Genomic DNA, 16,419 nt, shown 5'->3' with positions numbered 1-16,419 from the left:
GAGGGTCAGCCTAGCAACGAGGGGAGGCGAGGGAAGAGAGGGGCCGGATGTGACGGCTCAGGATTTCTTGTCGGGCTTCTGGTGTTGCCACTCTGACGGACTGGCCAAGTGAGCGTGATAGGCATGGCCGAATCCGAGCACCAGGTGGGCCTCATTCATACGGAGTTCCCAAATAGCGAAGTCGCCGAATCCGAACAGCATCCGTGATTGCGGGAATTGTGTCAGGTAGCGCTGCCTTACCCGGTCATACGATTCGTGGGACGGAGCGAGAATCGCTCCTGCGCCTTGCAGGTTGAGGCGTTGTAAGGCGGATGGGTTCTTCCCCGCTCCATCAGGTTCGCCGATAAACAGACTGACGCGGGGATCCTGGAGCATGTGCTGGGTGTGCAATGCCAGGCGGCTTAGATGGAGATAGACGCGGGACCAATCGCCTCCGATGAGATAAGGGACATGTGACCCGAACGGATGGCCCTGTTTGAGGGTCAAGAGTATGGCCGTACGTACCTGCGCGATGAGTGTATCGCAGGCGTTCTGTACCTCTTGGGTCGGCATGGCATCCGGGATCGGCATAGATCACCCTCCAGTACGGTCATTGTAGCTGCCTCTGGTCCATTGTCCAGTCATCTGACAATGCGGACAGGCCGCTCCCACGAGAATTGTGCCGGATCATGCTTTGCGTCGGGGATAGGCGCAGGATAAGATGGGGCGCAGGCAAGTGCGACTACGGTGACGCGAGAAAGGGAGACGCAGACCATGAGACACAAGCATTGGATGTTGGCGCTGGTAGGAATGTGTGCCGTGATCGGCATGACCGGTTGCGGCGGGAAGCAGGCCGAAATCAAAGAAGACCGCTTGACCGTCGGGCGGGTACAGGGCGAAGTGAAAGTTGGAATGTCGGCCGCGCAGGTGGCGGAGCTCCTGGGCTCCCCGAACATTGTCACCACCGACGACAAGCGGCGGGAGGTGTGGATCTATGACAAGGTGTCGACGGATCGAGTCGACACGTCCAGCTCATCCTATGCCGGGCTCATTATTTTGGGCACGAACTCCAGCGACCGCTCCAGCTCCCAGCGCCAGCGCACGCTGACCATCATCATCAAGTATGACGAAGAGAAAAAGGTCAGGGACTTTGCCTATAACTCCACCCAATTTTGAGTGGCCCGGCCCGGTGGCGGGACGTAGGTGGGCCCTTGTCATCTTTGCACTGGCCTGGCCGATGCTCTTTGGCGGCTGCGCAAAGCGGATGCAGCCGGCGCAGTTTTTTGAACTCTCCCCGGAGAGCAGCGCCAACAGGGCGATGCAAACCCGTCTGTTCGAGACCGGGGCGGATAACGAATTGTTGTCGGCTTCGGCCGCCGCGCTGCAAGATCTGGGATTCCAGATAGAAGAAAGCGTGCGGGAGGTGGGACTGCTGCGGGCGGCAAAAGAGCGCAGCGCCCGTGAATATGGCCAGTATCGCAACCGCTTTTTTATCTGGCTCCTGTCGCTCGGGCATCTGGTGATGCCCGTCGATTTGCATCAAAAAATTGCGGCGACGATTGTGACGCGTCCCGCCAGCCAGGATCAGGCGCGACAGGAAGTCCGGATCATGTTCTATCGGGTGGTATGGAAGGGGGATGGGCAGGCCGACCGTAATTATATTCCCCCCGGCGAACAGAAAATGGAAATGATTCGGGATCCCGAGATTTACCAGCAATTTTTCGCGAGGCTTTCCAAGGCCGTGTTCTTGGAGCCGCATTCGATTTAACTGCGAGGGCACATGAATCGGACATATGTCATCGGGGCGGCGGCGATCATGGCGGGAACGGTTATGGTGCAGGGCTGCGTTGCTCCGGAGCCGCGGCAAGAATTGTTCGCGCCGACCGATGCGCAAATGAAGATCCGAAGTGCGCAGAGCCGCACCTTCGAGGTCAACGATGCCACTGTGGCAATGCGCGGCGTGATCGCGGCCTTGCAGGATTTGGGATTTATCATCGAACGCGCCAATGCGCCGCTCGGGCTGGTCACGGCGGCGCGTTTTGCCGAACCCAACTATTATGATGTGCTTGGCGTGACAGTCACGGTTCGACCGCAAGAAGCCGGTAGGACGATGATCCGGGCCAATGCCATCTATAACAGTAAGCCCATCGAGGATCCGAAGGTGTATCAGAACTTTTTTGCGGCCGTGGAGCGGTCGTTATTTTTGGTGAAGGACTAGCCGGTGGCCGCTTTCCGTCGTATAGTCCTGTCCCCATCCGGAGGGTCGAGCGGCCGAGCGATCGCCAGTTCTCTCGTGCTTCTGGCGGCCCTTGCGGGCGGATGTTCGCCCTATGAGTGGCGGCATGAAAACCAATGGGAATCGCGCGACCAGATTTGGCTATCGGAGGCGAGCCAGGTCAAAGTGCGGGCGGCGCAAAGCCGGGTCTTCGATCAGGCGGATCGACATAAAACCATCCAGGCCGTGGTCTCAACCTGTCAGGATCTGGGGTTTGCCGTTGAAGTGCTGGACGAAACGTTGGGAATCGTCTCGGGAAAAAAGTTTGATGATTACGAACCGTCTCGATTGAGTGATGCTTCGTACCATCTCTATCGGGACGACGGGTTGTTGATTCAGACTCGGCATTTCCGCAGCTGGGGACCTTTTTACCACCGGAGCAATCTGGTTCGCCTCACGGTCACCGTTCGGCCGCGAGGAGACCGGCAATTGGTCGTGCGGGCCAGTGCGCAATATTATTTGAAGGCTATCGAGTCTCCCGATCCCTACCAGCAATTTTTTCGCACATTGGAACAAGCTCTGTTCATTCAGGCGACTGCGTTGCCTTAGCAGGATGGTGAGACCGGCAAGAAATTATCAGCGGCGGGATTCAGTCACCGGATGTTTATGGGCGCCGTTCATCATGGCGGACGGGAGGACCGGATCAAGATTGAATGCCACGCTGATTCGAGGCGCCGTTCCATGGTACGTGTTCACGGCATGAAACAGCCATCCGGGAAAAAGCAGGCATTGTCCCGATGCCGGCGCATAAGAGATGCTGGTTCCCGCATCATGCAATTCGCTCATGCTGTACTGAAGATACGGCGCCAGCATGCGGGGCAAACAGCCGCGAGGATCGTAAATCTGTAACTCTCCCCCCTTTTCTTTGGCGGCAGAAACCTCGCCTGCATCCACGTAGTACACACCGGCCCAAAAACTGCCGGGGTGGGAATGGGCCGCATTGGCGCCGCCGTTCCTCTGCACATTGGCCCAGACTTCCACCACATCCCAGTCCGGTCGACCATGGCCCTGTCCGCAGCGCTGGGAAAAGGTAGTGACTTGTTTCGCCACTTCCAGAACCGGCGCGAACAACTCGCGTAACGGTTCGCCGGCCCACTCGAGCATGGAGAGATCGTGAGGGGAAGACCAGCCGACCACTTCGGTATCTTGATGGGTCGGAACGGACGCCTCCCGTTCAAGAATCAGGGGAGAGAGCCTGGCGTTGATCCGTGTATGGTCAGCGGGCGTGAAGACCAGCAGAGGTGTGGAGAAGAGGGGCGTAATTTGGATCTCGATCTCGGTCGGCATGGATGGTATCCCATACTGAACCACGAGCGCGAACGGCTGCACCGTATCCCCCGGATACGACGCCTGTCAACCGATATGTTTACGCAGGAGGTGCGGCGGCAGGATTTTCAGGACAATCAAAGGAGAAAATCTTCGGGCGATTCGAGGTGCTGCCCGGGCCAGTGGCCAGGAGAGCGCCTGCTTGACAGCGGTTTCCCGTCGGCCTAGCCTGGTGTGGCCACGATCGATCGACTCTATAACCAGGGAGGCCATCATGTCTGTCGCCCGTGTGACGGAAATCATTGCCGCGTCCCCCAAGAGTTTTGACGATGCCATTCATCTGGGCATTGCCCGCGCCAACAAGACGCTGCAACATGTGAAGAGCGCGTGGATCGAGGATCAAAAGGTCGATATCGAGGACGGGAAGATCACGCAGTATCGCGTGGCGTTAAAAGTGACGTTCGTGCTGAAAGAATAAGGAGCATCATGAAAAATGTCGAACTGACCGTCGAGGGGGCCTGGTTAACTATCAAGGTGGATCTGTCGAAGGAGTTCGGCCCGTCGGCTTCGGGAAAGACCACCATCATCGCCTCCACCGAGGGCAATGTCACCATTCCCGGGCGCGAGGAAAAAATCGGTCTGAACGTGTATCGGAAAAAATAGGGCGATGCCGGGTGGCTTCGTCTGTCGCGACCATCATCTGCGAGGTGCGGAAAACAAGCGTGCGACCGGAGATAGCCTGAGGCAGCCAAAGCGGCAAGCAGCTCGCTGGATTCTTGTCGTCAAAAAGAGGACAATGCCAACCGGTGCGGCGGAACGGTCGTACGAGGACTTCCTGGATTCCTTGACCGCCATGTTGACAACCCAGCCCAATGCCGTGAAGGCGCCTCCTCCCACGATTCTCATCGTGGACGATGATCCCGACATTGCGCTTGTCTTGAAGGATCTCCTGGAGCATTCCGGGTACCAGGTTCAGGTTGCCATGACAGGCGCGGAAGCGCTGAGCAAGGTCAAGGCAGAATCTGTCTCGGCAGTGCTGCTGGACTTGATGTTGCCCGATATGGATGGCCTCTCGGTCCTCACCCTATTGAAAGGGCTCGACCCGGCGCTGCCGGTGATCATGCTGACGGCGTTTGTGGAGGTTGTCAAGAAACACGCGTCACTGACGGAGGGCGCATTCGGGTATCTCACCAAACCCTATGACGGCGAGGAACTGAAAGCGCTGATCAAACGGGCCGTCGGGGTCAAGCATTTATCTCTGGAAGCGGCGTCGGCGAAGCAGGCGCTCACGGCCAGCGAGGAGCGGTTTCGCGAAGTGGTGCAGATCGCTCCGGACGCCATTGTCCTCGCGGACGGCGCGGGGCGCATTTTGTCATGGAATAGTGCGGCGGAGCGCCTATTCGGTTATCCGGCGGCGGAGGTCCTGGAACAATCTCTGACCAAGATCATGCCCGAACGGTACCGCGACAAGCACCAACGGGCATTGGATCGGGTGCGTACCACGGGCGATGTGCGCCTGAAAGGGACCGTCGTGACTATGCACGGGCTGCATAAAGATGGCCGGGAATTTCCCATTGAGATGTCGCTCAGCAGTTGGATCTCCAGCGGCACCCGTGTGCACTGCGGTATCGTGCGGGACATCACGGAGCGGAAAGAGGCGGAGGCGCGTCTCCGCCAACAGCAAATTGAGCAACAGGCGTTGTTGGATCTGATTCCCGCTATGGTGTGGTACAAGGACTCCCACAATCGCATTCTCCGGGCGAACCGGCGAGCAGCCGAGTCCATCGGGAAAACCGTGGCGGACATCGAAGGGCGATCGACCGATGAGTTCTATCCAGAGGAAGCCGAACGGTATCATCAGGACGATTTGGAAGTCATCGTGTCGGGTCGGCCAAAGCTCGGTATCATCGAGCCTTATCAGCGAGGGGGAGGTGAGAAACGATGGATACAAACAGATAAAGTGCCGTACCTCGATCCGCGGGGGAATGTGCTTGGCGTGTTGGTTTTTGCCCAGGACATCACGGACCAAAAGCGGCATGAGGCAATCCTTCACGAAAATCAGGACCTCGTGCGGATCGTGATGGAGGCGGCCGGCAATGGTATCGTCATGGTGGACGGCGACGGAAACATTCTCGCCGCGAATGCACAGATCGCCAAGCTGTTTGGTTACGCGACTGGCGATCTACCGGGGCAATCACTCGAACGGCTGATTCCTGAGTTGTTCAGTCGTGGGAAATTCGATCTGGGATCCGGCCGCTGTGTTTCGACGGACGGGGGATCGGTATTACCAAGCCGTGAATGTGTCGGTCTGCATAAGAACGGCGCAGAGGTTCCTCTCTCAATCAGCGCGACGATGCTGATGACGGCGAATGGAGCGCAGGTGGTCCTGTCTATCACTCCCCTGGGCGGCCCGGGATGAATCTTCGCTTTGCGTTCATTGTTCTGGTGCTGGCTTTCGTCGCACTGCTGCTGGCAATCGGCGTCCTGACGGCGATTCGGTGGATCAGAATTCACTATCCCGAGCGCGCCAACGCCATCCTTGCTGGAGCGGCGGCGATCGTCGCCGGAGCCGTCATCATGGCGATTGTCGAGATGAACGATCGGCCGCTGTTCCGGCCGCATGATCTCATCACTTTGCAAGAGCCGGTTGTGGCCCGGACCATTCCCGCCGATCGCGCGGCAGGCAGCGCCACGTGTGTGGTCGATCTGCACGAGCATGTGGGTGTGTTGGAGATTGAGGTCGAACATGGCGCGCTGAAGGCGCGGGTCGAAAGTAACAATACCTCTGCGCCGGTCTTTTGCCCCATTGGCACGGAAGTGCGCATCGATCTGAGCTGGCTCCACCGCCTGACAGTGACCCGCCGACAGACGCAGGTGAGCGGCCAATAGATGGCCAACGCCTGCTCTTGACTGACCGGTGCGGAGAGGCCTATCGTATCTGGGTGGGGGGAGTTAACGCCCCGGGGGAATATGTACAAAAAGGGGATTGAGCGTTGAGGATGGTGTGCATGCCCGGCTTGTACCGGGAAGCCTGAAGTCCTCCCGAGATCTCCGCCGTATCTACCTCTCCTCGGTAGGTGCGTCCTCCTCCCACCCAAACATTCCTCCTCACGGCTCCTCGCAATCTCCCGATATCGCTTCAATGTGCCAGGTCCGCGACATATTGCAATCAGGCGCGGACGGCCGGAATCCCCTCAAGGCTTGACTCTCCGCAGCGTTCCCTGTAAACGACGAGGAGGATACGTATCACGCCCAGTGACTGTGCCGCGCCGTTCCTGTGAATCACTTGCTTGAGAGGTTGAATGGCCACCAAGACATCAGCGCCACGTGCCGACGCTTCCACGCCCGAGCCTCCATCCGAATCCGCCGCATCTGAAACGGCTGCCTCACGAAAAAAAACTGCTGCCGCGCAAAAATCCTCGCCTGCGGTCACGGCGGTGGAAATGGGCGCGCGGCAGCGCGAAATTTCCGTCTCTGAGTTCTTCACGAAGAATCGGCATCTGTTGGGGTTCGATAATCCACGGAAGGCGTTGCTGACCTGCGTGAAGGAAGCGGTCGACAACTCGCTGGATGCGTGCGAAGAAGCGGGCATCCTTCCCGACGTGACCGTCAGACTCGAAGTGGTGATGACTGGAGCGTCACCGGTTGCGCCGAGTCAGGCGACGCGTTTTCGCATCACCGTCACCGACAACGGACCGGGCATTGTGCGCCAGCAAATTCCGCGGGTATTTGCGAAGTTATTGTACGGTTCCAAGTTTCATCGCATGCGGATGAGCCGGGGGCAACAGGGCATCGGCATTTCTGCGGCCGGTATGTACGGCCAACTCACGACCGGCAAGCCGGTGAAGGTGATTTCCAGGACGGGACCACGGGCGGCGGCGCACTATTTCGAAGTGCAAATCGACACGAAAAAGAACGAGCCGCTGGTGCACGAGAACAAACAGATCGATTGGGCGCAGTCCCAAGGCACTGAGGTGGTGCTGGAAGTCGAAGGACGTTACCAGAAAGGCCGCGCGTCGGTGGATGAATGGCTGGAGCAGACATCGATTGCCAATCCGCACGTGCGACTGACGTATCATACGCCGGAAGGCGAGCAGAAAAATTACCCGCGCTCCTATCACGAGTTGCCGCCGTCGCCAAAGGAGATCAAGCCGCATCCGTACGGCATCGAGTTCGGGGCCTTGCTCAAGATGCTGCAGGATACGAAAAGTCACACGGTCGCCTCGTTTCTCGCCAGCGACTTTTGCCGTGTGTCTCCCGCCCTGGCCGATGAGATTTGTAAGGCGGCGAAACTGTCGCCCGCTACCAGACCTCGCGATGTCAAGCCTCATGCGGCCGAAACGCTCTACAAAACCATCCAGACAACCAAGATCATGGCGCCGCCGACCAATTGCATTTCCCCGATCGGCGAAAAGGCGATTCTTTCGGGCCTCTACAAACAGATCAAGGGCGAATTTTATACGGCAGTCAGCCGCCCACCAGCCGTCTATCGTGGGTATCCCTTTGTCATCGAAGCGGGACTGGCATTCGGGAAGGGGCCGGAAGAAGTCTCGAAGCCGCAGCAAGCGGCGGTGCCTCTGGCGGAAGGAGAAGACCAGGGCAATGATAGCGAACAGGCGCGAGTGATCCGGTACGCCAATCGGGTGCCCTTGCTCTATCAACAATCAGCCTGCGCAACCTTCAAAGCCGTCCTCAGTACCACCTGGCGCAATTACGGTGTCAGCCAGTCGCGTGGCGCCTTGCCTGCCGGACCGATGGTGATATTTGTGCACATGGCGTCCGTGTGGGTGCCGTTTACCAGCGAGTCGAAGGAAGCTATTGCGGATTACGATGAAATCCAGAAGGAAATCACCCTGGCCCTGCGCGAAGCCGGGCGGCGGCTGGGAATTTTTCTCCGCAGGCGGGAACGGGCCGCCAGCGAATTCCGGCGGCGGAACATTTTCGAACTGTATATTGAAGAGGTGGTGGCCGCGTGCAATCGGTTGAAGGGCGGAAACCTTTCCACTGAAAAATTGAAGGAACAGTTGCACAAGATCGCCAGTTCACGGACGGGCGGTCTCAAGACGGATGAAGCGCTCGGGAAAACCGGCGCCGGGCCTGAAGGTCTGCCCCATTCCATCATCGTCACAGCGGAAGGCGTTGAGGGAGAGACTGAGGTCGCTGAGAATGTTCCCGTGCCGGGCGCGGGTCCTGTGCAGTCAGCTTCTCCTGAAACGGCTCCTTCAACGAAGGCTCCCGCAAAAAGGCAGAAGGCAGCGGCCACCGTGGCTGCACGGAAAAAACGTCTGCCTCCCTCGAAGGAGAAACGCACAGCCGGGCAGCAGGAATTGTTCGCCAAGCCGGCTGCCGGGACCAAGGCGCCGACTCGTAAAACACCACCCAAAGCGGCGACAGCCACTCGCAAAAGGAAATAGGACAGCGCATGGCACAGGCAAAACCGAAGAAGAACGGTGTGGTGGCAAAAAAACTCGTCGGCATGGCCGATGTCGTCATCTCGGCGGCGCAACGGTCGAAAGATCCGACGTTTGAGATCCCCATTCGGGCCTTATCGAACGTGTCGTTCAATCCTCGTAAGGGATTGATCGAAATGGGGGAGAAGAAACAAGCCCGCACGTTTTTCAACGTCGGCATGGCGAAGAAGTTCATGCAGACGATGCTGGTGGCCGACGCGCTGGCTGAGCTGCAGCAAGCCGATCTGACCACCTCGTTGAGGGAAATCTACTATCGTACGAAACATACGATTCAAGATTCGCATGAGAACACGTTCGATACGCAGGATGAGTCCGATCCGATCATCGAGGATCTTGAAGTGTCGCTCATTGCCTTGCGGGAAGAACTCCATGTGCGGGCGGAAAACAGCGGCAGCATCGTCGGGCCGGTGGTCTTCGGCGATGACGGCGACCGGGTGGATTGCGCCAAATTGGGCAAGGGCGGATATTCCGTGCCCTCGATCGTCGAGCCGGAGTATCTGGAGATCCGCCGCTGTACGGCGGATTTTCTCCTGCTGGTCGAAAAAGGCACGCAGTGGAACCGCCTGTCGGAAGACAAGTTCTGGCGGCGATACAATTGTGTATTGCTGACGGGAAACGGGCAGCCGCCGCGCGGGGTGCGGCGGCTCGCGCGCCGCCTTCACGAAGAACACAAATTGCCGGTATACGTACTAGTCGATAACGATCCATGGGGATACTATATCTACTCTGTTGTCAAACAGGGTTCGATCAATCTCGCGTTCGAGAGCCAGCGCATGGCCATCCCCAAAGCGAAATTCATCGGGTTGTCCAGCGCCGATCCAGAACGATACGAGTTGCCGCGCAATGTGGGCATCAAGCTGAACGACAAGGACATCACCCGGGCCAAGGAACTTTTGAACTATCAGTGGTTCCAAAAGCCGGCCTGGCAGCAGGAAATCAAACGCATGCTTTCGAGCGGGCTCAAGTACGAATTGGACGCGCTAGCCAATAAAGATTTCCAGTATTTAACCAAGAAGTATCTTCCGCGTAAGCTGAAGGAAAAGGATTGGCTCGACTAACGGGTCCTGGGAGAGCGACGTGACGCAGCACAAACGGGGAACGTGGTCGATGCAGGCCGGTGCGACGAGTGCCGGGCTTTACGCGTTGTTGTTGCTCGCGCCAGCTTTCGTCACGGCGCAGATGATATCGCCTCCCTCCAATCAGTCACCCCAACAGAATCAGCCGGGACAAAATCTGCAGGCCCCGGGAACCATTCCAATTCCCAATCCTCTCGCGCAGCAGTCCGCGATTTCATCGACGGCCTCTGGCGCCAGCGCCCCGCAAAGCAATACCATTCCCTCAAGCCGGGGCAAGTCGTTTGGCACGATCGGTCAAGGCCTGCCCGGCATGACCGGCGGACCGGCGCTGAATGGCCCCACAGGGTCTCAAGATCCGGCTGCGCGCTACATGCGGCCGACGGTGATCCCGCCGCTTTTCTGCGATCCCGCCATCAATATTCCCTGCTGAGAGTACCGAACGAATCGGAGAGAAGGAACGGTTCCGACGTGCTGGCGGCGTGAAAACGGCCTCAGGAATTACGTCGGGATGACGACGGTTCGATGCGGATGGTGCCGGTCGGGGTCATGGCGCCCTGGGGGTTGTCGGCATCGAGCCAGACATTGAACCGGATGGTGCCGGGTTTCAAAAAACAGAGGCTGACGGATTGTAATGGCGCGATCGTTACGGTGTCTTGCATGACTCCAAATTGCGTGAATCCCTTGTCGCACGCGAGCAACGCCGGGTCGCTGTTTTCAAGCATCCGTAATGTGACCGGGTGGGGGTTCAGATTCTGCCATCGGATTTCATCGCCGATCTGCGCGATCAAGTGACGCGGCGCGATTTCCGAGCGGATATTGAAATAACGCACAGCCCCGGTAATTCGGTTAGTGGAGGGCGTACTGCAGGCGGTGCTGAAGCCGAGCGTGAGCAGAACAAGCAGCAATGAGAGCGCGTAACGCATGCGCGATCCTACAGAAACCGCGCGGGCCCGCGCTACTAGGATTGTTACTAGGTGCGGGAAGAGTAGAAGTACCTGTCAACCGCTCGACCAACCGCTCGTTGTCCTGAATAACCATCACGGCATTGCGTGAACACAGCCCATGACGCTGACCTTCGACGAAGCCCGGCATTTCCTGTCCCGCACTGGTTTCGGCGGAAATCCCGACGAAATCCGCCGGTTCATGATGTTGGATCGCCGGGCTGCGGTTGCCCAGGTGCTGGCGATTCCTGCGAACCGGCCTCGCACTCCGCCGCCTGCGTGGATCCATCAGTTGCCTCCCTTGCACCGCGCCCGTTCGCGGTGGAACGAGCGGGAGCGAACCCTGTTCCAAGAGCAATTGAAAGCTCAAGGCCAGGAGTTGAAGGCCTGGTGGTATCGCGAGCTCATCACGACACCCAGTCCGCTGTTGGAGCGGATGACCCTTTTCTGGCATAACCACTTCACCTCGAGTTTGCACAAGGTTAGATGGCCCGCCTTCCTGCATCAGCAAAACGTGCTCTTGCGGCTTTATGCGATGGGGTCTTTTCGGATGTTGCTCCATGCCATGGCGAAGAATCCCGCCATGCTGCTCTATCTGGATACACAGACGAACCGCAAGGAACATCCGAACGAAAACTTTGCCCGAGAACTCTTTGAGTTGTTCACGCTCGGTGAAGGGCAGTATCACGAACAGGACATTAAGGAAGCGGCGCGCGCTTTTGCCGGATGGCATCTCGATCTGCGCACCGGGGCATTTCGTATCGATTTGCGACATTTTGACGATGGGCAGAAAATTCTCTTCGGCAAGACCGGTCGTTTTGAGGGCGACGACGTGTTGTCGCTGACGCTGGAACAGCCGCAAGTCGCCCGCTACCTCGCGGGGAAACTCTGGAGAGAGTTTGTGTCTGATGAACCGGAGCAGGATGAATTGGCGCGCCTCGCCGAGGCGTTCAGGCGAAGCAACTACGAGATAGGCACACTGTTGCGCGACCTGTTCCTGACGCCACAGTTCTGGGCGCCGGAGAATCGCGGTGTCCTGATCAAGTCACCGGTGGAACTGCTGGTGGGTACCACCAGGCTCTTCAATCTTCCGATAGAGGACTCGATGCATCTGATCGGTGTCGCTCGCCGGATCGGCCAGGATCTGTTTGATCCGCCCAACGTCAAAGGCTGGCCGGGTGGGACGCGCTGGATTACCACGTCGACGTTACTGGACCGGAACCAGGTCCTGCACCGGATGATTCGCGGCCATGAACGGGGCCACCCCCAGGGCATGGACGAGATGAAGCAGGCGCAAGGCATGAACTGGCTTCACACCGAATCTCTCGATCTGGTGCAGGCCACTCTGCTTCCGTTTGAACCAGTGCAGCCGGTCACGCAGGATGTGGATCGTGGTCAGGTCATCCATCAACTGGTGTTGGATCCGGTCTATCAATTAAAGTGAGGCCTCATGGCGACGAATGGACTGAACCGCCGCGCCCTCCTGAAAGCCGGACTGATACTCCCGCTGTTGCTCTGGCGGCTTGCCTCGGTGGCACGAGCAGGGGCGGGTGAATCGAGGGATGCTCCCGGTGTGGCTTCTGCTCGCGACCGGATCTTGCTGCTGGTAGAGCTGCATGGTGGAAACGACGGGCTGAACACCCTCGTTCCTTATGAGGATGCGGCCTACTATCGCGCGCGTCCGCAACTGGCCATTCGTCGTGACCAGGTCCGCCAGCTCACACCCAAGGTTGGTTTGCACCCCGCCTTGGCTCCGCTGATGCCGTTGTGGGGTGGAGAGGAGTTGGCCTGGGTGCAGGGTGTGGGGTATCCCCGGCCGAACCGATCGCATTTCCGTTCGATCGAGATTTGGGACACAGCCTCGGATAGTGAACAGGTCTTGGATCAAGGATGGCTGTCAGGGCTGTTCGAACGCTCGCCATTGCCCGCGCGGTTTATGGCGGAAGGAATTGTGCTGGGCAAGGGGGATGCCGGTCCGTTAAGTGGCGGAAAGGGTCGAACTATTGCGCTTCACGATCCCATTCAGTTTCTGCGCCAGGCCGGATCGGTCAAACCGGTCTCGCTCCCGGCGAGGAATCGCTCCCTCGCGCACATTCTGGAGGTGCGCCGGGACATCTCGCAAGCCGCCAATGACCTGCAGGGTCGTATTCAACAGGTTCCGCTCGTCGAACAGGAGTTTCCTGTCCATCGGTTCGGAAAACAGGTGGAACTGGCGGCCAGGTTAATCACCGCGAAAGTTCCGGTTGCGGTGATCAAGATCACCCATGGGAGTTTTGATACCCATGCCGGCCAGTCGGCAATTCACCATCGGCTACTGGAGGAACTAGCTCAGGGGCTGGTGGCCTTTCGTGCGGCGATGGAGCAACAGGGCCTTTGGCGGGATGTGCTGGTCATGACCTATTCGGAGTTTGGGCGTCGAGTTGCTGAAAATGCCAGCCATGGAACCGATCACGGCACCGCTGCACCGCATCTCCTCATGGGAGGCAGGGTGAAAGGGGGCCTCTACGGGACGCCTCCCTCCCTCACGGAGTTACAGGACAGCGACCTAACGCATACTGTGGATTTTCGGAGCCTGTATGCGACGGTGGTCGAGCAGTGGTGGGGGATGTCACCACTGCTATTCGGTGGCCAGCAACAGCCTCCGATCGAGTGCCTTCGCTGATGTGTCCCGTATAAGTCTTCTCTTTCACCCATGCCGTGAATTCCGGTTCCGAAAACCAAGAAGCAGGTCCCCGCCGTCTTATCGTTTCGGCATCCTTCCCGGCAGGGAGTGCATCGAAAAAGGCATATTTTGTTGTGACGTGAGACATCGGATAGTAGGATTTTGCGGATGACGCTTCGCGATGGCCTTCGGAAAAATCTTCCCCCTTCCCTGGATTCGCACCGACCGCCGAACGCATGATGCCCATCTTCGCGAACCCTCCACGGTCTCTCTCCCATCACGCGGACCGACCGCTGGTGAGTGTGATTCTTCCGACACATAACCGGGCAGGCTTGCTTCGTGGTGCGATTGCATCGGTGCTGGCGCAAGAAGGGGCGGGAACGCTGTTCGACCTGGAAACGATTCTGATCGATGACGCTTCATCGGATTCCACTCCAGAGGTGGCGCGACAATACCCTGGCCTGAAATACCTTCGGCTTGACCACAAACAGAATGTGTCGGTTGCACGAAATGTGGGCATTACCGCCAGTACCGGGCAGTATCTCGCGTTTCTCGACGACGATGACATGTGGTTGCCCCATCGGTTGCGGGTCCAGGTGCCGATTCTCGAAACACAGCCGGAGATCGGGGTGATCTATGGTCAGGGGATCGCGGTCACCGAGACCGGTCAGGCAGCGATCTGGCCCGCCGTATGTCCGTCCGGTCGCGTATTTGAAACATTTCTCACCCTGGCCGAAGACATCCATAACGTGGATACGTGGTTGGTGCGGCGGACAGCCTTCGAGGCGGCAGGGCTATTCGATGAGTGCCTGCCGACGCTCGAGCATAACGACATGGCGCTCCGTTTGGCGTTTCACGTCTCCTGGAAGTTCGTTCCCGGTCCCGTGTCTTATGGACGCCTCCTCACCGGCGGCATGTGGGTGACGAACATACGGAATGGGGTGGCCATTGGCGCGTTGCGTCGCGTGATCGATCGTGCGCTGAATCTGCTTCCGAGGGCGCAGTATGACCGGCTTCAACATGAGGCTCGTGCCGCGGGTTCTGCTATGCTCGCCGAGCAACTCTGGCATTTCGGCGGCGTGTCAGCGGTGAGAGACCATGTGAAGGACGTCGTACGTGAGGCTCCTGAACTGTTAGACACTGCCTCAATTCGAGTCCATCTCTATCGTGTGGCCAGGGAATTGGCAACTCTGTCCTCCACTCCCATTGACGCGATCCGTGCCTTCGGCGAGGAACTGACAAACGAGTCAGACGAAACGCAGACTTCATCACGTATTCGGCGTCCCCACAGGCAGCTGATGGGCGACCTCTTCGCTGAAGCGGCTGCGGCGCTATGGGAATCGAACTCTCCACGACTGGCGGCCTATGTGGGCGGGCATTGTCTGTCGCAGGATCTTCCACATCTCCATCGTCGTGTGGCAGGGGCGGTGAGGTATGCGAGCAGGCGATTCCTTCAGCGGATGCAGGCCACATAGGTCTGAGTGTAGAGGATCAGGGCAATTGCCATCAGAGGATTCTGCTAACAATGGGTGGTGATAACTTGCGGCGATTGGAAACACTCGACAGGACAGATAGGGCATCCGTGCTGTCGGCCCGTGCCCGCGTAGGCGGCCTCATCCTGCTGTCGCTTGCAGCAGTCACCGTCGTTTTCGTCCTGTGTCGTGGATGTGATCTCAACGGGCTGGTGACGGAGGGACGACGTCAGTTCCTGGCCTGGACTCCGCAGTCCTTACAACACCTGATTTGGACCGCTATCAACGTCTGGCCCGCTCTCATCGTCAAGCCTCTACTCGATCCCTCTCTCTATGTTGTCCTTGCGTTCCTGCTGACACTGGAACGTCTTTTTCCCGCACGGCCGCAACAGAAGATCTTTTCGGTTGGCCTGGTTCAGGATCTGTTCTGGTTTATTATGCATGGATTTCTGACTTTGGTCGTCATCTCCCTCGTGATGCAAGGGCTTCGTGAGCTGTACCAAGACCACCTGAGTATGATGTCCATCAAGGCGATCCAGTCTTGGTCGCTCGGCGCAAAAATCGTCCTGGTGCTTTTGGTGAACGACTTCTTGGACTGGTTTCACCATGTCATTCGTCACAAGGTGTGGGTCTTCTGGTGCTTTCATACCGTGCATCACTCTCAACCGGAAATGAATCTGTTTACGGACGATCGCGTCCATCTCATGGACGCGATTATTGCTAACTGTCTAGTGTGTATCCCGATATTCATGTTTGCCGTGGATGCGCCCATGGCCGTCTCCTTCGCCCTGCTCTTGAAGTGGTACCCGAAGCTGTATCATGCCAACATCAAAGCCGATCTCGGTCTCCTGCAATATGTGCTGGTGTCGCCCCAGTTTCATCGCATCCATCACTCGATCGAGCCGGAACATCGCGATAGAAACTTCGGGGTCATTTTCAGCTTCTGGGATCGTCTGTTTGGCACCCTGTATCGCGGGGATGGCGGCTATCCGGCCACTGGCATTGCAGATCCGGATTTCCCGCTTGAACGCAGGGCGACGGGGTTAGCGGTCATACGCAGGTATGCGGCGCAGTTCCTATACCCTTTCGCGACCATCGTCTGCCGATCTTTAGGGTTGCGCTCTCGGGCAGAGTAAACGGGAGTCGGGTGCGGTGGGCTGAAAGTATGGTCACGAGATACCGGAGCTGGAGAACGATGCGCCGGATTCGGACGGTGGTGGGGAAGTTCATTGCGTGTGTGGCATAGGCGGGGCCCTGCCGGGCCACCGTTTGAGATC

17 protein-coding genes are annotated in these 16,419 nt (G+C 58.2%); 14 read left to right on the top strand and 3 right to left on the bottom strand.

Translation table 11 applies throughout. The annotated features are described in order from the left end of the window. Positions 1-57 precede the first annotated feature (57 nt). Positions 58-570 carry a hypothetical protein gene (locus GDA65_11105; protein MBA5863241.1) on the bottom strand — a complete coding sequence of 171 codons (513 nt, stop codon included), beginning with the start codon at positions 568-570 and terminating at the stop codon, positions 58-60. A gap of 183 nt (positions 571-753) precedes the next feature. On the opposite strand from GDA65_11105, the gene bamE reads away from it, so the two are divergent. The 4 genes from bamE (at position 754) to GDA65_11085 (ending at position 2,803) form a co-directional block, all read left to right on the top strand. Further along, entirely contained in the window at positions 754-1,155 is a 402-nt protein-coding gene (bamE, locus tag GDA65_11100) for an outer membrane protein assembly factor BamE (protein ID MBA5863240.1), read from the top strand. Between the two features lie 61 nt (positions 1,156-1,216). After that, positions 1,217-1,747 carry a hypothetical protein gene (locus GDA65_11095; protein ID MBA5863239.1) on the top strand — a complete coding sequence of 177 codons (531 nt, stop codon included), beginning with the start codon at positions 1,217-1,219 and terminating at the stop codon, positions 1,745-1,747. Positions 1,748-1,759: 12 nt separating this feature from the next. Then, the gene (locus GDA65_11090; protein MBA5863238.1) at positions 1,760-2,197 is read left to right on the top strand and encodes a hypothetical protein; all 438 of its coding nucleotides are present in this window, start codon (positions 1,760-1,762) and stop codon (positions 2,195-2,197) included. 3 nt (positions 2,198-2,200) lie between these two features. Beyond that, a complete protein-coding gene (locus tag GDA65_11085) occupies positions 2,201-2,803 on the top strand; it encodes a hypothetical protein (protein ID MBA5863237.1) in 603 nt (200 codons plus the stop codon). Positions 2,804-2,830: 27 nt separating this feature from the next. Here GDA65_11085 and GDA65_11080 read toward each other — a convergent pair whose 3' ends face one another. Continuing rightward, positions 2,831-3,541, bottom strand: a complete 711-nt coding sequence (locus tag GDA65_11080; protein ID MBA5863236.1) for a hypothetical protein — start codon at positions 3,539-3,541, stop codon at positions 2,831-2,833. Between the two features lie 253 nt (positions 3,542-3,794). Here GDA65_11080 and GDA65_11075 point away from each other — a divergent pair, with 253 nt between their 5' ends. From GDA65_11075 to GDA65_11050, 6 genes are all read left to right on the top strand, one after another. Beyond that, complete coding sequence (locus GDA65_11075) at positions 3,795-3,998, top strand: dodecin domain-containing protein (GenBank protein ID MBA5863235.1); 204 nt, start codon at positions 3,795-3,797, stop codon at positions 3,996-3,998. 189 nt (positions 3,999-4,187) lie between these two features. After that, on the top strand, positions 4,188-5,939 hold the full coding sequence (locus GDA65_11070) for a PAS domain S-box protein (GenBank protein MBA5863234.1): 1,752 nt from the start codon (positions 4,188-4,190) through the stop codon (positions 5,937-5,939). Beyond that, a complete protein-coding gene (locus tag GDA65_11065) occupies positions 5,936-6,409 on the top strand; it encodes a hypothetical protein (protein MBA5863233.1) in 474 nt (157 codons plus the stop codon). The genes GDA65_11070 and GDA65_11065 overlap by 4 nt, the downstream gene beginning before the upstream one ends. A 554-nt stretch (positions 6,410-6,963) precedes the next feature. Beyond that, a complete protein-coding gene (locus tag GDA65_11060; protein MBA5863232.1) occupies positions 6,964-8,934 on the top strand; it encodes a DNA topoisomerase VI subunit B in 1,971 nt (656 codons plus the stop codon). Positions 8,935-8,942: 8 nt separating this feature from the next. After that, positions 8,943-10,049, top strand: coding sequence for a DNA topoisomerase IV subunit A (locus GDA65_11055; GenBank protein MBA5863231.1), 1,107 nt, complete (start codon positions 8,943-8,945; stop codon positions 10,047-10,049). Positions 10,050-10,068: 19 nt separating this feature from the next. Beyond that, a complete protein-coding gene (locus GDA65_11050; protein MBA5863230.1) occupies positions 10,069-10,497 on the top strand; it encodes a hypothetical protein in 429 nt (142 codons plus the stop codon). Positions 10,498-10,558: 61 nt separating this feature from the next. Here the strand turns inward: GDA65_11050 and GDA65_11045 are convergent, their stop codons facing one another. Then, a complete protein-coding gene (locus GDA65_11045; GenBank protein ID MBA5863229.1) occupies positions 10,559-10,990 on the bottom strand; it encodes a hypothetical protein in 432 nt (143 codons plus the stop codon). Between the two features lie 139 nt (positions 10,991-11,129). On the opposite strand from GDA65_11045, the gene GDA65_11040 reads away from it, so the two are divergent. The 4 genes from GDA65_11040 (at position 11,130) to GDA65_11025 (ending at position 16,278) form a co-directional block, all read left to right on the top strand. Continuing rightward, the gene (locus tag GDA65_11040; protein MBA5863228.1) at positions 11,130-12,452 is read left to right on the top strand and encodes a DUF1800 family protein; all 1,323 of its coding nucleotides are present in this window, start codon (positions 11,130-11,132) and stop codon (positions 12,450-12,452) included. Between the two features lie 6 nt (positions 12,453-12,458). Further along, entirely contained in the window at positions 12,459-13,670 is a 1,212-nt protein-coding gene (locus GDA65_11035; protein ID MBA5863227.1) for a DUF1501 domain-containing protein, read from the top strand. A 236-nt stretch (positions 13,671-13,906) separates the two neighbouring features. Then, positions 13,907-15,145, top strand: a complete 1,239-nt coding sequence (locus GDA65_11030) for a glycosyltransferase (protein ID MBA5863226.1) — start codon at positions 13,907-13,909, stop codon at positions 15,143-15,145. Continuing rightward, on the top strand, positions 15,004-16,278 hold the full coding sequence (locus GDA65_11025; GenBank protein ID MBA5863225.1) for a hypothetical protein: 1,275 nt from the start codon (positions 15,004-15,006) through the stop codon (positions 16,276-16,278). Before GDA65_11030 ends, GDA65_11025 begins: the two co-directional genes overlap by 142 nt. Positions 16,279-16,419 lie beyond the last annotated feature (141 nt).

The organism is Nitrospira sp. CR1.1 (assembly GCA_014055465.1).
GTDB lineage: Bacteria > Nitrospirota > Nitrospiria > Nitrospirales > Nitrospiraceae > Nitrospira_A.
Note: the sequence above shows the minus strand (reverse complement) of the source record. Positions and strands in the feature narration are given on the sequence as shown.

What these genes read in the sequence shown, in the direction of transcription:
- GDA65_11105 (MBA5863241.1), bottom strand. Translation starts at nt 570, where the DNA reads ATGCCGATCCCGGATGCCATGCCGACCCAAGAGGTACAGAACGCCTGC.
- bamE (MBA5863240.1), top strand. Translation starts at nt 754, where the DNA reads ATGAGACACAAGCATTGGATGTTGGCGCTGGTAGGAATGTGTGCCGTG.
- GDA65_11095 (MBA5863239.1), top strand. Translation starts at nt 1,217, where the DNA reads ATGCTCTTTGGCGGCTGCGCAAAGCGGATGCAGCCGGCGCAGTTTTTT.
- GDA65_11090 (MBA5863238.1), top strand. Translation starts at nt 1,760, where the DNA reads ATGAATCGGACATATGTCATCGGGGCGGCGGCGATCATGGCGGGAACG.
- GDA65_11080 (MBA5863236.1), bottom strand. Translation starts at nt 3,541, where the DNA reads ATGCCGACCGAGATCGAGATCCAAATTACGCCCCTCTTCTCCACACCT.
- GDA65_11075 (MBA5863235.1), top strand. Translation starts at nt 3,795, where the DNA reads ATGTCTGTCGCCCGTGTGACGGAAATCATTGCCGCGTCCCCCAAGAGT.
- GDA65_11070 (MBA5863234.1), top strand. Translation starts at nt 4,188, where the DNA reads ATGCCGGGTGGCTTCGTCTGTCGCGACCATCATCTGCGAGGTGCGGAA.
- GDA65_11065 (MBA5863233.1), top strand. Translation starts at nt 5,936, where the DNA reads ATGAATCTTCGCTTTGCGTTCATTGTTCTGGTGCTGGCTTTCGTCGCA.
- GDA65_11060 (MBA5863232.1), top strand. Translation starts at nt 6,964, where the DNA reads ATGGGCGCGCGGCAGCGCGAAATTTCCGTCTCTGAGTTCTTCACGAAG.
- GDA65_11055 (MBA5863231.1), top strand. Translation starts at nt 8,943, where the DNA reads ATGGCACAGGCAAAACCGAAGAAGAACGGTGTGGTGGCAAAAAAACTC.
- GDA65_11045 (MBA5863229.1), bottom strand. Translation starts at nt 10,990, where the DNA reads ATGCGTTACGCGCTCTCATTGCTGCTTGTTCTGCTCACGCTCGGCTTC.
- GDA65_11040 (MBA5863228.1), top strand. Translation starts at nt 11,130, where the DNA reads ATGACGCTGACCTTCGACGAAGCCCGGCATTTCCTGTCCCGCACTGGT.
- GDA65_11035 (MBA5863227.1), top strand. Translation starts at nt 12,459, where the DNA reads ATGGCGACGAATGGACTGAACCGCCGCGCCCTCCTGAAAGCCGGACTG.
- GDA65_11030 (MBA5863226.1), top strand. Translation starts at nt 13,907, where the DNA reads ATGATGCCCATCTTCGCGAACCCTCCACGGTCTCTCTCCCATCACGCG.
- GDA65_11025 (MBA5863225.1), top strand. Translation starts at nt 15,004, where the DNA reads ATGGGAATCGAACTCTCCACGACTGGCGGCCTATGTGGGCGGGCATTG.